This window comes from Ruegeria faecimaris (genome assembly GCF_900182615.1).
In the GTDB taxonomy this organism is placed as follows: domain Bacteria; phylum Pseudomonadota; class Alphaproteobacteria; order Rhodobacterales; family Rhodobacteraceae; genus Ruegeria; species Ruegeria faecimaris.
In genome coordinates this window covers 88,413-108,956 of record NZ_FXTE01000011.1, presented here as the reverse complement: position 1 = coordinate 108,956, position 20,544 = coordinate 88,413, and the positions used below count along the sequence as shown (strand labels likewise).

Genomic DNA, 20,544 nt, shown 5'->3' with positions numbered 1-20,544 from the left:
CGCTGTCTCCGGCGACCGAGATTTCGAGGACATGGCAGCCCAACGGGATCGCGAAATAGTTGCTGTGCTGAATGCCCTGCGTCAGTCTCGCGGGGGATGACCCTGCGCCGGGATGTTGTTCAAAATGGACAAGAAATCCGAAAGTGATCCGGGCCAGCTGGGTGCCGGCTCGCTTTTCGGCCATGCCTCACGGTATTCGGATGGGCGCCGGCCGAAGAATTTACCGAATGAATAGGCAAAATGTGACAGTGTATTGAACCCTGATGCGGTGGCAATCTCGCGTACACTGAGGTCGGTCGAAATCAACAGCAGGCGAGCATTCTGCAATCGGCGCAACAAGCCGAATTGCACGACGGTACAACCCACATTCTTCTTGAACTGACGTTCGAGCTGGCGTTGAGAAACACCCAGAACATCAGCGATTTGGGGCACTTTGAGCGGCTCTTCTATGTTTTCTTCGATCAGGGTCATCGCTTCTCGGATTAACGGCAGCATGGTTTCCGTGCTTCGACCCATGGTGCTGCGCTGGGGTGAGGCGGCGTCGCGAATGGGGTGATGCAGCATCTGGTCTGCAATCTCCCCCGAAAAGCCGCTGTCGCTGATGGATTCAATCAGCCTTAGCATCAGATCGACCCCGGCCAACCCGCCCGCGCACGTCATTACCTTGCCGTCAATAGTGAACAGACACTCGTGGACATCGACCCGATCAAAGGATTCCCGGAACCCGCTTAACCAGGACCAGTGAATAGTTGCAGGTTTGCCGTCCAACAAGCCTGCCCGCGCGACGATGTAGCTGCCCAATTCAACACCGCAAACAGTTTCGCCTGCGCGTGCGCGTTTTCGCAACCAGGAAAGTAAAGTGGTGTTTTCGTAGTACTCAGTGCCCCAACTGCCCAATACAAACACAAAATCCGCCGGAGTGAGGCTGCTGCAATCAGTGTCAACTGCGGTCGTCATGCCATTGCTGGCAACAATCTCAGGACCGTCGAACGAGACGATGTCCCAGGAAAACATCGGTTCTGGCGCCAGGTAATTTGCGATCCGCATGGTTTCGATCATGGTGATCAGCGTGGTCAGGTTGAAGCGCGGGACAACGACAAATACGGCATGCCGTTTAGCCCGAGCCATATGCGTTGTGATGTCGACATGCATTGGTTTTGCCTAGCAGACTTTGGTCAGATTTTTCGTCACTCTAACCCAATCTGTGGCGGATAATCGACATCTTTGTCTGTCAATCGCGCTTCAATCTATGTGTAAAGGGGGGCTCGGATATGACCTACGATGTTGTGCTGACCTGCGCGGTTACCGGAGCAGGAGATACGACCGGCAAGAGCCCGCACGTGCCGGTTACTCCGAAAGAAATCGCTGATGCGGCAATCGAAGCCGCCAGGGCAGGGGCCTCTGCTGCCCATGTGCATGCGCGTGATCCTGAAACGGGGCAGGGCTCGCGCGATCCGGCGCTCTTCAAGGAAATCGTGGATCGAATACGTGAAAGCGATACCGATGTGGTCATCAACGTTACGGCAGGTATGGGGGGCGATTGGATTTCAGATCCTTCAAACCCCGCCATGCCCGGTCCGGGCACCGACATGATCGGCCCAGAAGAACGGTTGGCCCATATCAAGGAATGCCTGCCTGAAATCTGCTCTCTCGATTGTGGCACGCTGAATTTTTCCGACACGGACATGATCTATATTTCCACGCCACCGACACTGCGCCGGATGGCGGCGCTGGTTCAGGAATGGGGCGTAAAGCCCGAGCTTGAGGTCTTCGATCTCGGCCATATCCGATTTGCCAAGGCAATGGTGGAGGAGGGGCTGATTGATGCGCCGCCAATGTTTCAGTTGTGCCTTGGGATTCCATGGGGGGCTGATCAAACGGTGGAAACCATGGCGGCCATGAAGGCGCAACTGCCCGTAGGCGCCAGCTGGGCCAGTTTTGGGATCGGGCGGGGGCAGATGCCGATGGCCGCTGCCGCTGTCGCGCTTGGGGGGAATGTGCGTGTCGGTCTTGAGGACAACATCTACCTTGACCGCGGGGTTCTGGCGACAAACGGCCAGCTTGTCACCCGCGCCCGAGAGATTATCGAACGGATGGGTGGGCGGATCCTGACACCGCAAGAGGCGCGCAACAAACTGAACCTGAGGGGGGCGGATGGCTGATCCAACCCAAACCGGTAGCTTGCAAATTCGCAATGTCTCCAAGTTTTTTGGTCAGTTCCGCGCTGTCAACGACATCTGCCTGGATATCCGAAACGGAGAGTTCCTGACGCTGTTAGGCCCGTCGGGATCGGGCAAAACCACCTTGTTGATGATGATCGCCGGGTTTCTCGACATATCGAAAGGTGAGATTGCGCTGGACGGTGCGTCCATCTCGGATGTGCCGGCCGAAAAGCGCAATTTCGGCATGGTGTTTCAAGGATATGCTCTGTTCCCCCATATGACTGTTCGCGACAACGTGGGTTATGCGCTAAGCGTGCGTAAACGCCCCGCCGACGAAATTCGGAACCGTGTCGACGAGATGCTGGAGCTGGTTCAGCTTCAGGAGTTTGCAGATCGCAAACCGGGGCAGTTGTCTGGTGGTCAGCAACAACGCGTGGCCCTTGCACGTGCCTTGTGCTTTGCGCCGCCTGTGCTGTTGCTGGACGAACCGCTGGGAGCGCTGGACAAAAAGCTGCGTGTCGAAGTGCAGGAGCAGCTCAAGGACATTCATCGCCGCGTTGGCACTACCTTCATCTATGTCACTCATGATCAGGAAGAGGCACTGTCGATGTCTGACCGCATTGTGATCATGCGCGACGGCGCGATCGAGCAGGTCGGAACGCCAAAAGAGCTGTACGAGCGCCCGATCAATCAGTTCACCGCCAGTTTCCTCGGGAAATCGAACTTTATTCATCAAAACGGAAAGGTCTTTGCCCTGCGCCCGGAAAAAATTGATCTGATGCCTGGCAACGAAAACGCCGAGGCCCGGATGAGGGGTGCCATTCGCAACATAACCTATTTTGGCTCGATGCAGAGGATCATCGTGGATACCGACGAAGGGGCCGAGATCGAGGTCGATATCGACGTCTGGCGCAACGCCTCTGATCTGGCAGAGGGGTTGCGTGTGGATTTGCTTTGGAAAGATTCAGCAGCAGTGGAGCTACAAACGGGCTAGGCACCCCAACACAGAACGCCCAGAGGCGTCACGACCGAAAGCCGGGTCAAATCCCGGATCAAATGGGAGGAAGAAAATGCACGATAAACAATTCAAAAAGGAAATGCTTGCCGAAAGTGCCCAGGCGTTCCGGGCTGGCCGTATGGACCGGCGCACGTTTCTGGCGCTTTGCGGTGCTTCGGGTGTTGCAATGAATGCGGTACTGGCAGGCGACGCCCAAGCGGCGGCAGACCATGTCGTGATGTGGAATTGGGGCGGCCAATCCGAAGAATGCCATGGCTCGGCCATCGGTGAGGCCTTTACCGCCAAAACCGGCAAAGGTTTGAAATTTGACACCTCTGGTCCGTTGGAAGGTAAGATCAAGGAAATGGTCGACAGTGGCAATGTGACTGCCGACGTGGCGGATGCGGACTTGTTCAACGCCGTGTCACTTGGACCAACCGGCCACCTGGAGCCGATTGACTATTCCGTGGTGTCCAAGGAGAAAACGCTGCCCGGCTATGCGTTGGAATATGGGGTGTCGATCATCCTCTACGGGTATGCCTTTGTGTATGACACCGAAGCCTACGGCGACAATCCACCGCAAAACTGGGCCGATTTCTTTGATACCGAGAAATTCCCCGGGACCCGAGCGCTCTACAAATGGGCAAATGGGTCGCTCGAGGCCGCATTGATGGCGGATGGAGTCGCTGGCAGCGATCTCTATCCGCTCGATATGGATCGGGCCCTGAACAAGATCCAGTCAATCAAGGATGACAGCCTCTATTGGGGCTCGGGATCGGAAGTTCACTCTATGGTGGTCAACAACGAGGTCTCGATGGCGATCATCTGGCAGAACCGGGGTCGCAACATCGAAAACGACACCGATGGTCAATACAAGCTGGTGAACAATCAGGCGATGGCGATGCCAGGGGCATATATCGTGCCCAAGGGCAACCCGGCGGGTGCCGCTGTCATGGAGTTCATCGCCACGGCGCAAGACATTCCGGCGCAGTTGGCACTGTTGGATTGCCTAGGCATGACACCATCGAACCCCGAAGCCTTTGGTCAGATTCCTGAAGACCAGCAACCTTATGCGATCACCTCGGCCATGAACATCGACAAGATCGTCTACAATGATCCGGAGTGGTGGGGCAAAAACGGCGGCGACGCGGTGAATGCCTTCCTCGAAGCGATTAGCTGACGACTCAACCTTCTGGTCGCCTGATCCGCAGTATCGGGCGGCCAAACCCCTCTCGAAAGCTTTGGATGCAAGCCTTAAACCGTCATATCCACCCAGGATGGCTGATCATCGCGCCCTTGATGCTGATGGTCGTCGCGCTCTATCTCGGGCCGATCTTGAATATCCTTTGGCTGAGCGTAACAGACCCTGAGCCCGGGTTCAGCAACTATGCCAAGCTGACGGAGGGTGATGCGTTGATCCGGATTGTCTGGACCACGGTTCGCATTTGCATCATCACAACGCTCTTCAGCGTCATATTCGGCTATTCCATCGCCTATGCGATGGTCCACTGCCACCAGCGCCAGAAGACCTATATGCTAACGCTGCTATTGGTGTCCTTCTGGATATCCATTCTCGTACGCACCTTCGCCTGGCTCATGCTGCTGGGACGCAAAGGATTGGTCAATGTCACGCTTGAGGACATCGGCCTGATTGCCGAACCCGTCGCCTTCATGCGCAATGAGTTGGGTGTTCTGATCGGAATGGTGCATTACATGATCCCCTATGCGGTGTTGCCACTGCTGGTCTCGATGCAATCCATTGATCAGAGGGTGATGGACGCTTCGCGCAACCTGGGGGCCAGCGGAAGCCAGACATTCTGGCGCGTCTACCTGCCGATGACCATGCCGGGGCTTGTGGCTTCGACCCTGTTGGTCTTCATCCTCAGCCTTGGGTTTTATGTGACCCCGGCGGTATTGGGCGGCGGCAAGGTGCTGATGGTGGCGGAATACATCTCGGTTCAGTTGCTGGTGACCTTGAAATGGGGCACGGCGGCGATGTTGGCGGCCATTATGCTGATTGGTGTTTTGGTGATGCTTTGGATCATGTCGCGGTTCATGAAACTGAGCACGGTGTTCGGGGGGGCAGCGCGATGAAGCCGGGCCTTTTCTCGTTTTTCAACCGCGTGGGAGCCTGGGTGCTGCTGTTGTTTCTGGTGACCCCGGCCCTGATTGCCATCCCTGTCTCACTTACGCCGAAACGCTTTTTGTCCATGCCACAGGGAGAGTATTCTCTGCGCCATTTCGAGAAGCTGTTCACCAGTGAGGAATGGCTTTCGAGCTTTTTCCAAAGTGGCGTAATTGCCGTTTCCTGTTCCGCGCTGGCTACGCTTTTGGGCACGCTATGTGCGATCGGGCTGTGGCGGGTTTCGTCGCGATATAGTGAATTGGTTCGCGCCTTTCTGCTGCTTCCATTGATCATACCGCAGATTATTTCCGCCATGGCGTTTTATCGGCTATGGATCCCTCTGGGTCTATTGGACAGCTACGCCGGTTTGATACTTGCACATACGATCCTGGCGGCCCCTATGGTGCTGATCACGGTCAGCGCGTCCTTGGCAACGTTTGATCCTAAGCTTGAACAAGCCTCCAAGAATCTCGGGGCCTCTAACTGGACCACCATGCGCCGGGTGATCCTGCCTTCGATCAGGCCGGGGGTTTTTGCCGGGGCGCTTTTTGCCTTTATCCTCAGCTGGGATGAAATCGTGGTGACCTTGTTCATCTCGAAATACAGCGTCTACACGCTGCCGCGCCGCATGTGGAACGGCATCCGTGAAAACACCGATCCGACAGTGGCTGCCGCTGCCGTGATCCTGATTGCCATCACCCTGATTGCCTTTGCCGTCTCTGCGGTACTGTCGCGGCGAAACGCACGGGCTCAGGCAGAATGAATGAGGCTGCCATGAATCTGGAAACCAGTCACGAAACAGACCTGCTGGTCAAAACGGTTCGCCGATTTGTCGAAACAGAGATGTATCCGCATGAAGAAAAGGTGGATCGCCTAGGCTATGTGCCCGAGGAGATCGGCCGCCAGATCGAGGCGAAGTCGCATGAATTGGGCCTCTTCGCCTGCAACCTGCCCGAAGAGGTCGGCGGCGGAGGGCTGGGATATGGGCCGATGTCGCTGATCGAGCGGGAATACGGCCGCACAAGCCATGCGCTACAAAGCTGGGCGGCACGCCCCACGGAATTGCTGATGGCCTGCGAAGGGGATCAGCGCGAGCGATACTTGTATCCTGCCGTGCGCGGTGAAAAGCGTGAGCTCTTTGCCCTGACAGAGCCTGACGCAGGTTCGGATGTCATGGGGATGAAAACCAATGCGATACGCGATGGGGACGACTGGATCCTGAATGGATCCAAGCACTTTATCTCCGGTCCCTGCATGCCGGATTTCGCGATTGTCTTTGCGGCAACTGGTACAGATGAAACACCACACGGCCCACGCAAACGGGTGACGGCTTTTCTGGTCGATGTGGGCCTTCCGGGGTTCGACTGCCGCGAAGGGACGCATTGCGTCAGCTATCGCGGTTACAAGACTTTTGAGTTGAGTTTCGACAATGTGCGCCTTGGTCCAGACCAGATCCTGGGCGAAGAGGGTCGCGGGCTCGAGCTGTCGGGAAAGTGGCTCGGCATGGGGCGCATCTGGGTCGGCACGACCTGCTGCGGAAAGGCCGAGCGCATCCTCGACCTGGCGACCGACTGGGCCGCAACGCGCAAGCAATTCGGCAAACCGATCGGTACGTTTCAGGCCACCGGCTTCCGTCTGGCAGACGGTGCAATGACTTTGCGCGCGGCCGATCTGATGGTGCAAGACGCCGTTGCGCGCGCCGAAGCGGGTGTCATGGGTGATGCAGATGCGGCAATGGTCAAGGTTTATTGCTCAGAGATGCTCAACAAGATTGCCGATGATGCCGTGCAGATATTTGGTGGTATGGGACTGATGGAGGAAATGCCGATCCAAAGGTTTTGGCGCGATAGCCGATTGGAGCGGATTTGGGACGGCACCAGCGAAATCCAGCGCCATATCATCACCAGGTCCATCCTGAGGCCTCTTGGCGCATGACACCGGCGCGGCGCGAAAACCTCGAGCGTCTTTTAAAGCCGCGCCATATCGCATTTATTGGCGGACGCGATGCGACTATTGCCGTGCGCGAAGCGCGTCGGCGTGGATTTCAAGGGAAAATGTGGGCCGTTAATCCCAAACGCGCCGATCTGGATGGCGTGGGCTGTGTTCCCTGCATCTCGGACCTGCCGGAGCCACCTGATGCCGTCTATCTCGCTATCCCTGCGGCCGGGGTGACTGATGCCCTGAGAGAATTGGAACAGATGGGTGCAGGTGGTGTCGTTTGTTTTTCCGCGGGCTTCAAGGAAACTGGCGACATACAATCGGAACGAGATCTGATCGAAGCCGCCGGTGATATGGCTCTGATCGGCCCAAACTGTTATGGCATGATCAACTATGTCGACAATGCCGCTCTTTGGTCATTTGAACATGGCGGCTGGTCGCCGGGATACGGTGCAGCGATCGTTACCCAGTCCGGTATGTTCTCATCCGACATCACCATGAGTGCGCGTTCATTGCCAATGGCCTACATGGTTTCTGCAGGCAATCAGGCGGTCTTGGGGATTGAGGAATTCCTGGATGCCTTTGCTGAAGACCCGGCTGTGCGCGCCATTGGATTGCACGTCGAAGGGTTGCGTGACATTGCTGCTTTTGAACGCGCCGCGCTGAAAGCCCTGGATCGGGGGGTTCCGGTTGTCGCACTAAAGACCGGCAATTCCGCCATTGGGGCGACTCTGACGGTCAGTCACACCGGCTCTCTGTCCGGTTCGAGCGAGCTTTATCAGGCACTGTTTGATCGCACCGGGGTGATCGACGTCACCAGCCCGTCGCAGTTTCTGGAAACGCTGAAGTACCTCTGCGTAGCAGGCGCGCCGCAAGGCAGGCGTGTCGCTGGCTTTACCTGTTCTGGGGGCGGGGCGACGATGCTCGCAGATCACTCGGAAAGGATTGGTGTGTGCTTTCCCAAAGTGGGCTCTGCAGGGCAGGAAAGCCTGACCAGTTTGCTGCCTGAGATTGCGACGGTTTCCAACCCGCTGGATTATACGACCCCGATCTGGGGACAGGGCGATAAGACTTACCCGGTTTTTGCCACGGCGCTATCGGCCCTTAACGCGGATCTGGCTGTTCTGGTACAGGACTACCCGGCAGAAGGGTTGGACGCGTCCAAGATCTACTACCAGAACGATGCTGCAGCTTTTGCGCAGGCCGCTCAGGAACACTCCGTCCCGGCAGCGATCTGCGCGACCTTACCTGAAAATCTTGATCGTGGAACCCGCAGGCATCTCATAGAACTGGGGGTTGCACCTATGCAGGGTATTCATGAGACGTTGAATGCCATGCGCGACGCAATTTGGTGGTCCGAAGCAAGGGCGCGGACAAGGATTGACCGGCCTGCTGCCTTGCGACCCGGTGCAACTATCCCGAACCCAGTAGTATTGACCGAAGACAAAGGTAAATCCTGGCTCAGGCAAAGGGCTGTTGCTGTGCCAAACGGACATGTCTGCAACGCGGCCGAGGCAGCTGGCGTTGCGCAGGATATCGGCTATCCGGTCGCGCTGAAAATGATGTCACCAAGCTTACCTCACAAGACCGAAGCGGGCGCGGTCGCTTTGGGGATCAAGGATGCGGAGGGGCTGTCCTCGGCGATCAAGGCAATGACGGCAACGGTTGCGGCTTATGACCGCGCGGCGGTGACGGATCGCTTCCTGATCGAAGCCATGTCGCCCAAGCCGCTTGCAGAGCTGATCGTCACGCTGCGTGCTGATCCGCAATTTGGTCCCAGCTTGGTGATTGGTAGCGGCGGAGTTTTGACCGAGTTGGTCCGAGACGCGCGCACTGTATTGTTGCCTGCCTCAAAAGACGAAATCGAGCGCGCATTGTGTTCGCTCCGTGTAGCTCGATTGTTGGAAGGGTACCGGGGCAGTCAAAAGGCGGACATTCCGCGAATTTCGGATGCGCTGCACCGGTTTTGTGCGGCGTTCCTAGAGGCGCGCAGCCAGGTCGCAGAGGTCGAGATCAACCCGATGTTTGTCTACCCAGATCACATCGTCGCTGTTGATGCCTTGATCCAGGTGCCTCGGTCATGAGCAGGAATAGGATCATACCCAATCCCGATCTGGCTGTTGGAGACGACAACAAGCAACGGTGGAACCAGCCGGAATTTCGCCGGCATGGGTTCCACAACGCATATCGGCTGTTCCGCCGATGTCTCATGGTGCGTTCCAGAGAGGTTTTGCAGCTGGAAGCCGCCGAGCAAAATCTGTGCGCCCGTGTGCCTGAACTGGAACAAATGCTTGCCCATCCGGCGTTCTCTGCGTTCTGCTGTTTAAAGAACGACAAGATCATTCTGGAAAAAGCCGCAGATGATTTTTCGACTTCAGCGCCGCATTCCATCCAGTCGGTGACAAAGCTACACATCCACTTAATCATGGGTCGTCTGCTTGCACAGGGGCTGTTGTCATTGGACGCGCAGGTCCGCGACTATCTGCCGGGTATCGGCAGCGGGTATGCCGAGGCCAGCATTCAATCTTTGCTCGATATGAATGTCGATAACGACTTCACCGAGGATTATGCGGACCCCGATGCCGACTGCTATACTGAAGAGGTCGCTCTGGGTTGGCGCTTGCCCGGCGAGGGTGAGAAGGAAATCACGCTTGCGGAATTTGCGGCCTCGATCACTGGTTTCAGGGCAAACTCGGGGGTGCGACAAGCCGACTATAAATCCGCGAACACGGATGTCCTGACCCTGATAGCGGCCGAGGTTTCGCCCATTCCAATGGCTGAACAAATTGAAGAGATTGCTGATGCCGCAGGATACGAGGGCGCGTTGCACATCAGCCTCAGCAAGGACGGGCACCCAGCTTTTTCCGGTGGCGGTTGTCTAAGCGTGCGCGACCTCGCGCGGTTCGGGTTGCTACTGGCGCGGGAAGGCCGCGACCTGCACGGTCGACCTATGGCCAACATCGGTTTCCTGCAAGAAACTCTGATCCGCCGCGCGCCAGCGATGACATCACCCAAGAATTGGCTCAAGTACTCAAACCAGACCATGACCGACGGTCGATTTATCGGTCATGCTGGCTATGGAGGGCAGTTCCTCATGGTGGATATGGTCACCGGCACCAGCTGTGCATTCTTAAGTGTGCTGGAGAATGACTCGGGTTACGATGACACCTATATGGGAGAGCTGGCCACAACGCTTCGAGACGTCTGCCTTTCTGTCATTTGACGGGTTTGCAGTTGCCGAGCTAAGTGTCAGCGGGGAAGGCACGGAATGGCCGCTTTGCAGTCCTTGACCTGGGCCGAATCTTTTAGAGCGATCCGACCCACTCTTCGATCATCCAGTTTCGATCACCTAAACTGAACTTCTTCTCAGCGCGGCATTTGCGTCTGACGGGATATCTTGCCGAAGTTGTCAACAAGGCGTGTCGCGGGTGTGACAAAACCCGCCTGAAGTTGCTTATCGCGGAGCAATTGTTCGAAACAACAGCGCAGGTTTGTGACCCGACCGTCCCGACGTATTGCACTGCACGCGGAGGCAAAGTGTTTTTTGGTTGGCCAAAGGGTAAATAGAACTTCGATGTTTACCTTCTGGTTCTGGGTTAAGAAGTTCTGAACAAACGGAGATTATCACGCATGGATATTGAAGGACTATCTGCGATCGTGACCGGGGCAGGATCAGGACTGGGGCTTGCTACTGCACAGGCGCTCAGCAAAGCCGGAGCACGAGTTACCTTGCTGGACCTCGATGAAGTTCGGGTAAAAAACGCGGCAGCGGAAATCGGCGCGCTTGGCGTAGGTTGTGATGTTATCAACAGTTCTGCGGTCGAGGCCGCTTTGGATCTGGCCGAAGACCGGAGCGGACCAATTCGCATAGTTGTCAACTGTGCGGGCATCCCCGGCGGTATGCGACTTGTCGGACGGGACGGTCCAGTTGATATGGAAGCTTTCGCGAGGGTGATCAACGTCAACCTGATGGGAACCGTCAGCGTCATGACGAAATGCGCAGCCCGGATGATGCAGCAGGAGCCGCTCAATCAAGATGGCGAGCGCGGGATTATCATCAACACAGGCTCGATTACTTCAATCGAGGGTCAAATTGGGCAGGGGGCTTATGTGGCTTCAAAGGGCGCGATTGCCAGTCTGACATTGCAGGCCGCCCGTGAATTCATGCCCCGCGGAGTGCGGGTCATGACAATTGCGCCCGGATTGTTTCGCACTCCGATCGCTGATCATATTCCGCAGGAGGTAATCGACGGGATGCTAGATGGCCGGATGTTTCCAAACAGGTTTGGCGAGCCCGCGGAATTTGGGCGCCTTGCCGTTAACATCATACAAAACCCAATGCTGAACGGCGAGACCATTCGTCTTGACGCAGGCGTGCGGCTTCAAGCCGGATAGGTCTCTCGAATGCGCTTGTTTTCGAGGTCGTTTTCTGACGTCTCGATCAGCCACTCGCGAAAATTTTGGGCATCAGGATGGTCGCGATCCGCTTCCGGTGCGATCAAGTAGAAAGCCTCCTGCAGGGGCGCTTCGAGCTCGAAGGGTTCAACAAGTCGTCCGCGCTCGATCTCGACGCCGCACATTGAGGACCGTGCTAAAGCTACACCGCCACCACGAGAGGCAAACTCGAAAGCAAGCAGCGAGGTGTCGAACTGTAACCCCTGGCCCGAGTTGACACCTCTTGCCTTTGCATAACGCAACCAGTCAGCCCAACCCTCCTCGTAACCGAGCACGTGTAGCAGGCGATGGTGGGCAAGATCATCTGGTTTGCGGATCGCTTTGGAACCCTCAAGCAAAATTGGAGAGCAAACCGGTTTGATCACCTCCCAAGTTAACCGGTCGGCTTTGTATCCTGGCCACTTCCCTGTGCCGTATTGGATATCGAGATCAAACCGCTCATTGTCGAACTGATCTCCCCATACACTTGAGACCAGACGCACTTCAGTGTCCGGGTGGCAGTCAAAGAATCCCTGAAGTCGCGGCGCGATCCAGTTAACTGAATACCCGACCGGCGCCCGCACGGTCAGGACTTCGGAGCGCCGCAGGCCAAACACTTCCTCGGTTCCCGCGGCCAGGCGCTCAAAGCCGTCTCTGACCTTCGGTAGATAGGCGGCGCCCACTTTGGTCAGGACCAGACTTCTGGGTTTGCGCTCAAAAAGTGGCTCGCGCAAGTAATGCTCCAGCAATTTCACTTGTTTGCTGATCGCTGCTTGTGTCAGGTTCAGTTCCTGCGCCGCATGGGTAAAGCTCAGATGCCTGGCCGACGCTTCGAATGCGCGCAGCCAGGTCAGGTGGGGAAGTCGCCGTGTACTCATGGCCAACTCAAGCATAATTTCAGTTAGGTTATAGATAGATTATCTATCGCTTGAACGCCAAGAGAATCTCGGTGCAGATTGACGTTGAGACAATATGGAGCTGACGACTTGCAACCAGAAGATACCTTGGGATTAGACCCGATTAAGCTGTCGCGCATCACCAATTGGATGAACGCCCATGTGCATGACGGACGCCTTTCTGGTCTGGCTGTGCAAATATTTCGCCGGGGAAAGATATGTTTTTCGGAGCGTGCGGGATTTGCCGATGCAAAGTCGAAGCGGCCTGTATTACCTGATACTATTTGGCGCATCTATTCGATGACCAAACCTGTGACCTCGCTCGCCCTGCTTATGCTCTATGAAGAAGGGGCGTTTCAACTGGATCAGCCTGTTTGCGACTTTCTCCCAGATTTCGCAAACCCGCAGGTCTGGAAGGGTCCTGGTCACACTCTGAACGAGACCGAGCCAGCTGACCGGGGTATTACAATCCATGATCTTCTCACACACCAGGCGGGGATCGTCTATGGTGATCCGCAGGGAAACGAGCTGGAGCGTGCCCTTTCGGATAGCGGTCTCGACTTTGACAGAGGTCTTACGACGATGGCGGAAGCTGTTGAAGTGCTAGCGAGTTTTCCCTTGGCCTTTCAGCCGGGTGACCGTTGGTTTTATGGCCTTTCGACGGATGTTCTCGGCCATTTGATCGAGGTTATCAGTGGTCAGCCTCTCGGCGAATTTCTTAAGACACGGATCTTTGATCCGCTCGGAATGGTGGACACAGGCTTCGCCGTATCGGCCGATAAGTCTGGCCGCTTGGCCACGCTCTATGACCGCGCGCCAGGCGGCTTTGTTGCTTCTGATGATCAGAAAGGTTTCATTGCGCCGGTTACCTTGGAAAGCGGGGGCGGTGGGTTGCTCTCCACAATGGACGACTACCAGCGTTTTGCAACGATGCTTCTTCGGCGCGGCAGATGTGACGGAGGCAGGTTACTGGGGCGCAAAGCTTTTGATCTAATGGTATGCAATCACATGGGCGGCGATTTGGCGAGCCGGGGACAGGCTCATTTCAGCGAAACTACCTTTGAGGGGGTTGGCTTCGGACTCGGTGTGTCGGTGATGTTAGACCCGGCGCGGGCCAAGATCATCGGCTCACCCGGTGAATTTGCCTGGGGCGGTATGGCCTCGACCGCCTTTTGGGTGGACCCGATCGAGGAGATGACTGTGATACTTATGACGCAGCTAATTCCTTCGAGCGCCTATACCCTGCGCCGTGAGCTGAGAGTTCTGAGTTACCAGGCGCTGGCGGACTGAGGCGACGTCAGTCCAGGGGCAGGTTCGTCTGGGTCAAATGGCAAGCGATGCTCAATCCACCGGGTAGGTCATGCAAAGGTGGAGTCCGAGTATCACATGTTCCCGCAATGATATGGGTGCAGCGGTTGGCGAAGGGGCAGCCCCGCGCACCGATTTCGACGCTGCCAGCGCTAGCCGCCTTTGCCTCGCTTGTATCTGCCACGCCTTCCAGCCAGCCTTGGCGCATCTCGGGCACCGAAGATAGCAACAGCTTTGTGTAGGGGTGAAAAGGCGGGCGAAAAACCGCTTTTGATGGTCCCTTTTCGACGACACGTCCGGCATATAGTACAACCACCTCATCGGCGAAAGAAGCTACGGTGGAAAGATCGTGACTGATGAACATGTAGGCGACGCCCAGTTTGTCCTTCAGCGATTTCAGGAGTTCGATCACACCTGCGGCCACCACGGTGTCCAGCGCCGAAGTCACCTCGTCACAAAGGATCACCTTGGGCTCGGCGGCAAGCGCGCGAGCGAGATTAATGCGTTGCTTTTGCCCACCAGACAGCTCTCCGGGATAGCGGGAGGCGAAATCGCGAGGAAGATCGACCAGTTCCAAAAGGTCGCCGACCTTCTGCGCGCGTGCGCGCCCCTTGAGGTTCAGATAGAATTCCAGAGGACGGCCCAGGATATCGCTGATCCGTTGCCGAGGATTTAGCGCCGTGTCAGCCATTTGAAAGACGATCTGGCAATCCTTGAGCGTTTCGATCGACCGATCCTTCACTGCTGGAGCGGCGGTATTGCCATCGAGTTGGACTTCTCCGCCCTTTAACGGTGTGAGGCCCGCAACAACTCGGGCAAGTGTGCTTTTTCCACAACCACTTTCGCCAATTACGCCCACGACCGAAGCGGCAGGTACATCGACGGATACATCAGAGAGAATGGTCAGAGCTCCATAACCCGCAGTCACGTTCCGTGCCGAAATCACCGGCCTCTGAGTCAGATCTGTCTCCACGTGATCCACCAAGTGTGGAGCAGGACGGACAGCCTCCATCAGTGTGCGAGTGTACTCGTGCTGTGGGTGATGCAAGATCTGATCCGTTGTGCCTTCCTCGACCATCTCGCCGTTTTTTAGCACTAGAATTCGGTCAGCCACCTGCGAGACTACGGCGAGATCATGTGTGACATAAATCGCGGCGGTACCCTGATCGCGGATAATGTCCTTAAAGGCTTTCAGCACCTCGATCTGGGTCGTTACGTCAAGCGCAGTGGTGGGTTCGTCGAGTATCAGAAGGTCGGGTCCACAGGACATGGCCATTGCAGCCATCAAGCGCTGCAACTGACCGCCCGAAACCTGATGTGGAAACTTGTCGCCGACGGTTTCCGCGGCGGGCAAGTCAAGTTTGCGGTAAAGCTCTATTGCATTCGCGGTCAGAGTTTCGGCATCTCCGGTGCCATGCCAAAGAGGTGCCTCGACAACTTGCTTGCCGATCCTAAGCGCAGGATTGAAGCTGGCTGCCGCCGATTGTGCCACGTAAGACACTTCGTCCCCGCGCAAGCTGTGGCGGTCGCGTGGGGGTAATTTCATAATGTCCCGTCCGTTCAGCCAGACTTCACCCCCTGAGATGCGACAGCCGGGGCGGGCAAAGCCCATTGATGCCAGAGAGATCGTAGATTTGCCCGAGCCGCTTTCGCCAATGAGTGCCAACACCTCGCCCTTGGCGACGCTCATGGACACGCCCTTGACAATTGGCACATAGTTACCGCCTGGGGGGCGTCCCTCGACGCGCAGGTCCTTAATGGTCAGAATGTCGGTCATTGGTCGATCTTCTCCAGAACAGTTTCGCCTTGCTGGCGCTGTTGGAACCAGTCAACAAGCAGGTTCATGGAAACGGTCAAGGAGGCAATGCATGCAGCTGGTATAAGCGCTGCGGACGAACCGAGGAACAGCCCACCCACGTTTTCCTGCACCATGAGCCCCCAGTCGGCCGCAGGTTCTTGCACTCCTAGGCCAAGAAACGACAGGCCCGAAAGGAACAGGATCGAAAAGGTGAATCGAAGGCCAAACTCGGCAATCAAGGGGGCCATGGAATTGGGTAAGATCTCACGTGTCAGAATCCACCAGGTGCCTTCGCCCCGCGCACGGGCAGCCTCGACAAAATCCATAACGCCGATGTCATAACCAAGTGCTCGAGAGACACGGAATACGCTGGTCGAGAGGACCAACCCAACAGTCAGAACAAGCACTGTGATAGAAGTACCGAAGGCGCCTATGACAACCAAAGCCAATAGGGTGGAGGGGAAAGCCATGAATGCCTCGACAACGCGGCTTACTACGATATCGAACCAGCCTCTCAGAATCGCGGCGGCAAAACCGAGTGCGACGCCGAATAAAAAAGAGATCATGGTGGTGACAAGCGCCAGCAACAGCGTTGTACGTACTCCATAGATCAGGCGGGACAATACATCTCGTCCCAGCTTGTCAGTACCCAGCAAACCGCCTTCGCCTATTGGTGCAAAGGTCTGGCCTGAGATGATTTCGGCTTCACCATGGGGTGCGATCCATGGCCCAAAAAACGCAAGGATGAGCCAGAACAGCAGCACCGCGCCGGCAATACCTGCAGTCCAGGTCAGGCGCAGGCCCGCAAAGACGGAGGCCCGGGGAGTGGGGATATCGGTTGCTTCGCTCATTTTGGGTACCTTAAGCGCGGGTTCGCCATGATGGACAGGACGTCGGCCAGTAGATTCAGAAGGATATAGACAGTGCCAAAAATCATTGCACAGGCCTGGATGAGTGGAATGTCCCTCAGAGTGACACCGTCGACCAGAAGCCGCGTTAAGCCGGGTACGCCAAACACGGTTTCAACGATAATGACACCAGACACCATGTAACTCAGATTAAGTGCAATAACCGTGAAGATCGGCGACAGCGCGTTAGGCAGCGCGTGGCGCAAAACCAGCCTACGCTTGGGCAAGCCCTTGAGTGCTGCCATCTCCAAGTATGGGGAGGTGAAGATGTTGATGACGGACGAACGTGTCATCCGCATCATGTGCGCCAGAACGGCAAAACTGAGGGTGGCCACGGGGAGAGCCAAGGCCCGGACATTCTGCCAGAAATCAAAGTAGGGCCGCGTGTTGGCCGACGCGGAGAGCCACTTTAGTTCGACTGCAAAAACTTTCATCAGAATGAGACCAATGAAGAATTCAGGCACTGCAATCAACGCAAGTGTGGTCATGGCAAGAGTTTTGTCGATCCGGCCACCGGCGCGCATCGCAGACCAAAGGCCAAGAGCCAAAGACATCGGAACCGAGATTGCCGCTGCCAAAAGCGCAAGCCGCAGAGTGTTCCACATACGGCTTTCTATCATGTCAGCCACAGGTCGCTTGGTGGCCAATGATGTCCCCAGATCCCCTTGAATCATACCGCCCAGCCAATCGAGATAACGCACTACTGCAGGGCGGTTGAGTCCCATCTCTTCGCGAAGCGCGGCAAGCGATTCTTCGGTGCGGCTTTGTCCTAGAATGGCTTCAGCAACGTCGCCCGGAAGGATTTCCGTCGCGCCGAAGATAATGATGGAAGCAAGGAGCAAGGTTAGTAAACCCTGAGCCAGGCGGGTCAGAATAATTCGGTACACCTTGGTCCTCCCTTCAAGGCTTCCGGCATATTCGGCGCAAGCTTGAAGCGAGACAAACAACCATAGCGACCAGATTGGGGTCGTTTTGGTTATAGCAAAGGCATGTGTATTCTTTTGTTTGGGCAAAGACCGAGATTTTGTTGTTTGTTCCGCAGGGCTGGAGAACGCAAAGACTGGGGCGATCGGAGATGCCCATGACTGCCTATTCCTACCCATTGTTGATCAAGCAAATCCTCGCCACGCCGCTGGCAAACACGCCAGATCAGGAGATCGTACACGCCGATACGAAGCGGTATGACTACCGCACTTTTGCCAGGCGCGTCGGCCAGGCTGCAGGGGCGTTGCGCTCACTTGGCGTGGGTGAGGGTAGCGTTGTGGCCGTTCTGGATTGGGACAGCCATCGGTATCTCGAGTGTTTCTTTGCTATTCCGATGATCGGGGCCACGCTGCATACCGTGAACATCCGATTGTCGCCGGATCAGATCCTCTACACGATCAACCATGCAGAGGACGACGTAATCCTGTGCCACGTCGACTTTTTGCCACTTCTACTCGAGATCTCTGAGCGGATCGAGCGGCCTTGGCGGTTGGTAATCCTCAGCGACGATGGGGTGTTCCCCGAGGTGGAGTCCTCGGAAGGCGAGTACGAGGCCCTGCTGCAGCAGTGCGAACCGGAGCAAGAATTCCCGGATTTTGACGAGAATATCCGAGCGACGCTTTTCTACACGACCGGTACCACAGGTGATCCCAAGGGGGTCAGCTACTCCCAGCGCCAACTGGTTTTGCACACAATGGCGGTCGCGGCCGGGTTAGGCCCGGTACCTGGCGGCGGGCTGAACCGGAGCGATGTCTACATGCCGATAACCCCGCTGTTTCATGTGCATGGTTGGGGCATACCCTATGTCGCCACATTGATGGGCCTTAAACAAGTCTATCCTGGTCGTTACGATCCCGCCCGCCTGTTGGGGCTAATCGAAAAGCACGGTGTTACGTTCTCGCATTGTGTACCGACGATACTTGCGATGCTTCTGAATGCACCTGAAGTCGCGCAAACAGATCTCAGCAACTGGAAGGTCATCATAGGCGGTTCTGCTCTGTCCGAAGGTCTGGCAAGGCAGGCATTAGAGCACGGAGTTGACGTGCACGCTGCCTATGGCATGTCAGAGACCTGTCCGTTCCTGACAGTGGCGGACATGATGGCCACGCGGGACCCGCAAACACCGCTGAGCGCTCGGATTGCAACAGGAAAACCCGCGCCATTTGTGCAAATCCGTGTGGTTGATGGGGATATGAACGATGCCCCTCGCGATGGAAGGACGACGGGAGAAATTGTGGCGCGCGCGCCCTGGCTAACTCAAGGTTATCTGAAAAACGAGGCCGGGACGGAGGCACTTTGGCAAGGCGGCTGGCTGCATACTGGAGATGTCGGGTTCATCGACGAAACGGGCACGTTGCGGATCTCCGACCGGGTTAAAGATGTGATCAAGACCGGAGGCGAATGGGTGTCTTCGCTTGAATTGGAAAACCTAGCGAGCACCGTTGAAGGTGTGAGTGAAGCGGCCGCCATTGGCGTTCCAGACACGAAATGGGGGGAACGCCCTATGCTGATTGTTACCTGCTGTGATGAAACCGAAAAAACCTACGACCGTCTTCGTATGGCGTTCGATGTGGCGGTTGACCAAGGGGCGATTTCGAAATGGGCGATCCCAGACCGGATTGAATTTACCGACAGCTTGCCAAGAACGTCGGTTGGCAAACTGGACAAGAAGGCCCTTAGGGCCCGGTTCATCTAATAGGAAGGTTCGTGATATGAAAGATGTCGTTGTCGTATCAACCGCTCGAACACCCATAGGGTTGGCTTTCAAGGGTGCCTTCAATAACTCGAAGTCGCCGACACTCGCTGGACACGCCATACGAGCCGCCGTCAGTCGGGCCGGTATCGATCCAGCAGAGGTAGAAGATGTGGTGCTGGGATCGGTCCTGACCGCTGGGACTGCCGGCCTGAACATCGCCCGCCTGGCAGCGCTTGCAGGTGGTCTCCCGGCAACGGCTGCAGCCCAGACTCTCGATCGTCAATGTGCCTCGGGCCTGATGGCCATTGCCACAGCGGCAAAACAGATTTCGGTCGACGGAATGGGCATTGTCGTGGCGGGAGGACAAGAGAACATTTCCGCGGTGCAGGCCAGGTATTTCGACTGGGTCATGGACGAAAAAGACCCAGCCGTAGTCCAAGCCTCAGAGCACGCGTATATGCCGATGCTTGTAACCGCCGAAAATGTAGCGCGTCTGCACGGGGTAACTCGTGAGGCACAGGATGAATTCGCGGCACTGTCGCAAACACGCACGGCCGCCGCCCAGGCTGCAGGAGCATTCGACGATGAAATCGTACCTGTAACAGCGACCAAGCTGGTCAAAAACCGTGAATCTGGCGAAATTACCGAAGAATCCGTTACGGTTAGGCAGGACGAAGGCAACCGGCCGGGAACGACAATCGAAACGCTTGCGGGGCTGAAGCCGGTTGTTGAAGCCGGTGTCGTGACCGCAGGAAACGCGAGCCAATTGTCCGACGGGGCATCGGCCTGTGTGCTGATGTCGGCCCGTATGGCCGAACGGCGCGGCGTCGCTCCACTAGGCGTATACCGGGGCCTTGCTGTGGCAGGTTGCGCTCCGGAGGAGATGGGCATGGGACCAGTTTATGCTGTTCCAAAGCTACTGGAGCGTGCCGGATTGAAAGTGGATGACGTTGGTCTTTGGGAATTGAACGAGGCATTCGCAGCCCAGGCCATTCCCTGCCGGGATCAGCTGGGTGTTGACCCCGAAAGGCTAAACGTGAATGGCGGCGCGATTTCCGTCGGTCACCCCTATGGAATGACTGGCTCCCGGTTGGTTGGCCACGCGTTGATTGAGGCGAAGCGGCGCGGGGTTCGATATGTGGTCGTCACCATGTGCGTTGGCGGTGGTATGGGTGCGGCTGGGCTTTTCGAAGTCTGCTGACATTTCCATAACCTCAGTTATGGCAATGTCATGGAATCGGTTGTTTGTGTACAGGGTGCCGTCCGCTCAAACTTCGATGAACAGCGGGTGCAACCCG

Annotated in this window: 17 protein-coding genes; 12 read left to right on the top strand and 5 right to left on the bottom strand. The window is 56.5% G+C overall.

Features of this window, described 5'->3' with window-relative positions:
- Positions 1 to 81: 81 nt before the first annotated feature.
- Positions 82 to 1,152 (bottom strand): GlxA family transcriptional regulator, encoded by a 1,071-nt coding sequence (locus FN806_RS15840; RefSeq protein ID WP_058279874.1) that lies wholly within the window; start codon positions 1,150 to 1,152, stop codon positions 82 to 84.
- Positions 1,153 to 1,271: 119 nt separating this feature from the next.
- On the opposite strand from FN806_RS15840, the gene FN806_RS15835 reads away from it, so the two are divergent.
- From FN806_RS15835 to FN806_RS15795, 9 genes are all read left to right on the top strand, one after another.
- Positions 1,272 to 2,162, top strand: a complete 891-nt coding sequence (locus FN806_RS15835; protein WP_058279875.1) for a beta-keto acid cleavage family enzyme — start codon at positions 1,272 to 1,274, stop codon at positions 2,160 to 2,162.
- The gene (locus FN806_RS15830) at positions 2,155 to 3,156 is read left to right on the top strand and encodes an ABC transporter ATP-binding protein (protein ID WP_082643491.1); all 1,002 of its coding nucleotides are present in this window, start codon (positions 2,155 to 2,157) and stop codon (positions 3,154 to 3,156) included. The genes FN806_RS15835 and FN806_RS15830 overlap by 8 nt, the downstream gene beginning before the upstream one ends.
- Positions 3,157 to 3,232: 76 nt before the next feature.
- Positions 3,233 to 4,339, top strand: a complete 1,107-nt coding sequence (locus FN806_RS15825) for an extracellular solute-binding protein (RefSeq protein WP_058279876.1) — start codon at positions 3,233 to 3,235, stop codon at positions 4,337 to 4,339.
- 65 nt (positions 4,340 to 4,404) lie between these two features.
- On the top strand, positions 4,405 to 5,253 hold the full coding sequence (locus tag FN806_RS15820; RefSeq protein WP_058279877.1) for an ABC transporter permease: 849 nt from the start codon (positions 4,405 to 4,407) through the stop codon (positions 5,251 to 5,253).
- Positions 5,250 to 6,047: an ABC transporter permease gene (locus FN806_RS15815; protein ID WP_058279878.1), complete on the top strand. Its 798-nt coding sequence runs from the start codon at positions 5,250 to 5,252 to the stop codon at positions 6,045 to 6,047. The genes FN806_RS15820 and FN806_RS15815 overlap by 4 nt, the downstream gene beginning before the upstream one ends.
- Before the next feature lie 11 nt (positions 6,048 to 6,058).
- A complete protein-coding gene (locus FN806_RS15810) occupies positions 6,059 to 7,219 on the top strand; it encodes an acyl-CoA dehydrogenase family protein (protein ID WP_058280326.1) in 1,161 nt (386 codons plus the stop codon).
- The gene (locus tag FN806_RS15805) at positions 7,216 to 9,306 is read left to right on the top strand and encodes an acetate--CoA ligase family protein (RefSeq protein WP_142638861.1); all 2,091 of its coding nucleotides are present in this window, start codon (positions 7,216 to 7,218) and stop codon (positions 9,304 to 9,306) included. The genes FN806_RS15810 and FN806_RS15805 overlap by 4 nt, the downstream gene beginning before the upstream one ends.
- A 125-nt stretch (positions 9,307 to 9,431) precedes the next feature.
- A complete protein-coding gene (locus FN806_RS15800; RefSeq protein WP_246097270.1) occupies positions 9,432 to 10,445 on the top strand; it encodes a serine hydrolase in 1,014 nt (337 codons plus the stop codon).
- 407 nt (positions 10,446 to 10,852) lie between these two features.
- Positions 10,853 to 11,617, top strand: coding sequence for an SDR family NAD(P)-dependent oxidoreductase (locus FN806_RS15795; RefSeq protein WP_142638857.1), 765 nt, complete (start codon positions 10,853 to 10,855; stop codon positions 11,615 to 11,617).
- Here FN806_RS15795 and gcvA read toward each other — a convergent pair.
- Positions 11,605 to 12,549, bottom strand: coding sequence for a transcriptional regulator GcvA (gene gcvA / locus FN806_RS15790; protein WP_246097269.1), 945 nt, complete (start codon positions 12,547 to 12,549; stop codon positions 11,605 to 11,607). The genes FN806_RS15795 and gcvA overlap by 13 nt on opposite strands.
- A 93-nt stretch (positions 12,550 to 12,642) precedes the next feature.
- Here gcvA and FN806_RS15785 point away from each other — a divergent pair, with 93 nt between their 5' ends.
- Positions 12,643 to 13,842, top strand: coding sequence for a serine hydrolase domain-containing protein (locus FN806_RS15785; RefSeq protein ID WP_246097268.1), 1,200 nt, complete (start codon positions 12,643 to 12,645; stop codon positions 13,840 to 13,842).
- A 7-nt stretch (positions 13,843 to 13,849) separates the two neighbouring features.
- Here the strand turns inward: FN806_RS15785 and FN806_RS15780 are convergent, their stop codons facing one another.
- From FN806_RS15780 to FN806_RS15770, 3 genes are read right to left on the bottom strand one after another with little or no spacing between them, the layout of a single operon-like run.
- The gene (locus tag FN806_RS15780; RefSeq protein ID WP_142638855.1) at positions 13,850 to 15,637 is read right to left on the bottom strand and encodes an ABC transporter ATP-binding protein; all 1,788 of its coding nucleotides are present in this window, start codon (positions 15,635 to 15,637) and stop codon (positions 13,850 to 13,852) included.
- Positions 15,634 to 16,509, bottom strand: a complete 876-nt coding sequence (locus tag FN806_RS15775; RefSeq protein ID WP_142638852.1) for an ABC transporter permease — start codon at positions 16,507 to 16,509, stop codon at positions 15,634 to 15,636. Before FN806_RS15775 ends, FN806_RS15780 begins: the two co-directional genes overlap by 4 nt.
- Positions 16,506 to 17,453, bottom strand: coding sequence for an ABC transporter permease (locus FN806_RS15770; RefSeq protein WP_142638850.1), 948 nt, complete (start codon positions 17,451 to 17,453; stop codon positions 16,506 to 16,508). The genes FN806_RS15775 and FN806_RS15770 overlap by 4 nt, the downstream gene beginning before the upstream one ends.
- Positions 17,454 to 17,647: 194 nt before the next feature.
- Here FN806_RS15770 and FN806_RS15765 point away from each other — a divergent pair, with 194 nt between their 5' ends.
- Positions 17,648 to 19,246: a fatty acid--CoA ligase gene (locus FN806_RS15765; RefSeq protein WP_246097267.1), complete on the top strand. Its 1,599-nt coding sequence runs from the start codon at positions 17,648 to 17,650 to the stop codon at positions 19,244 to 19,246.
- Between the two features lie 16 nt (positions 19,247 to 19,262).
- A complete protein-coding gene (locus tag FN806_RS15760) occupies positions 19,263 to 20,447 on the top strand; it encodes an acetyl-CoA C-acyltransferase (protein WP_142638846.1) in 1,185 nt (394 codons plus the stop codon).
- The last annotated feature ends 97 nt before the right edge of the window (positions 20,448 to 20,544 follow it).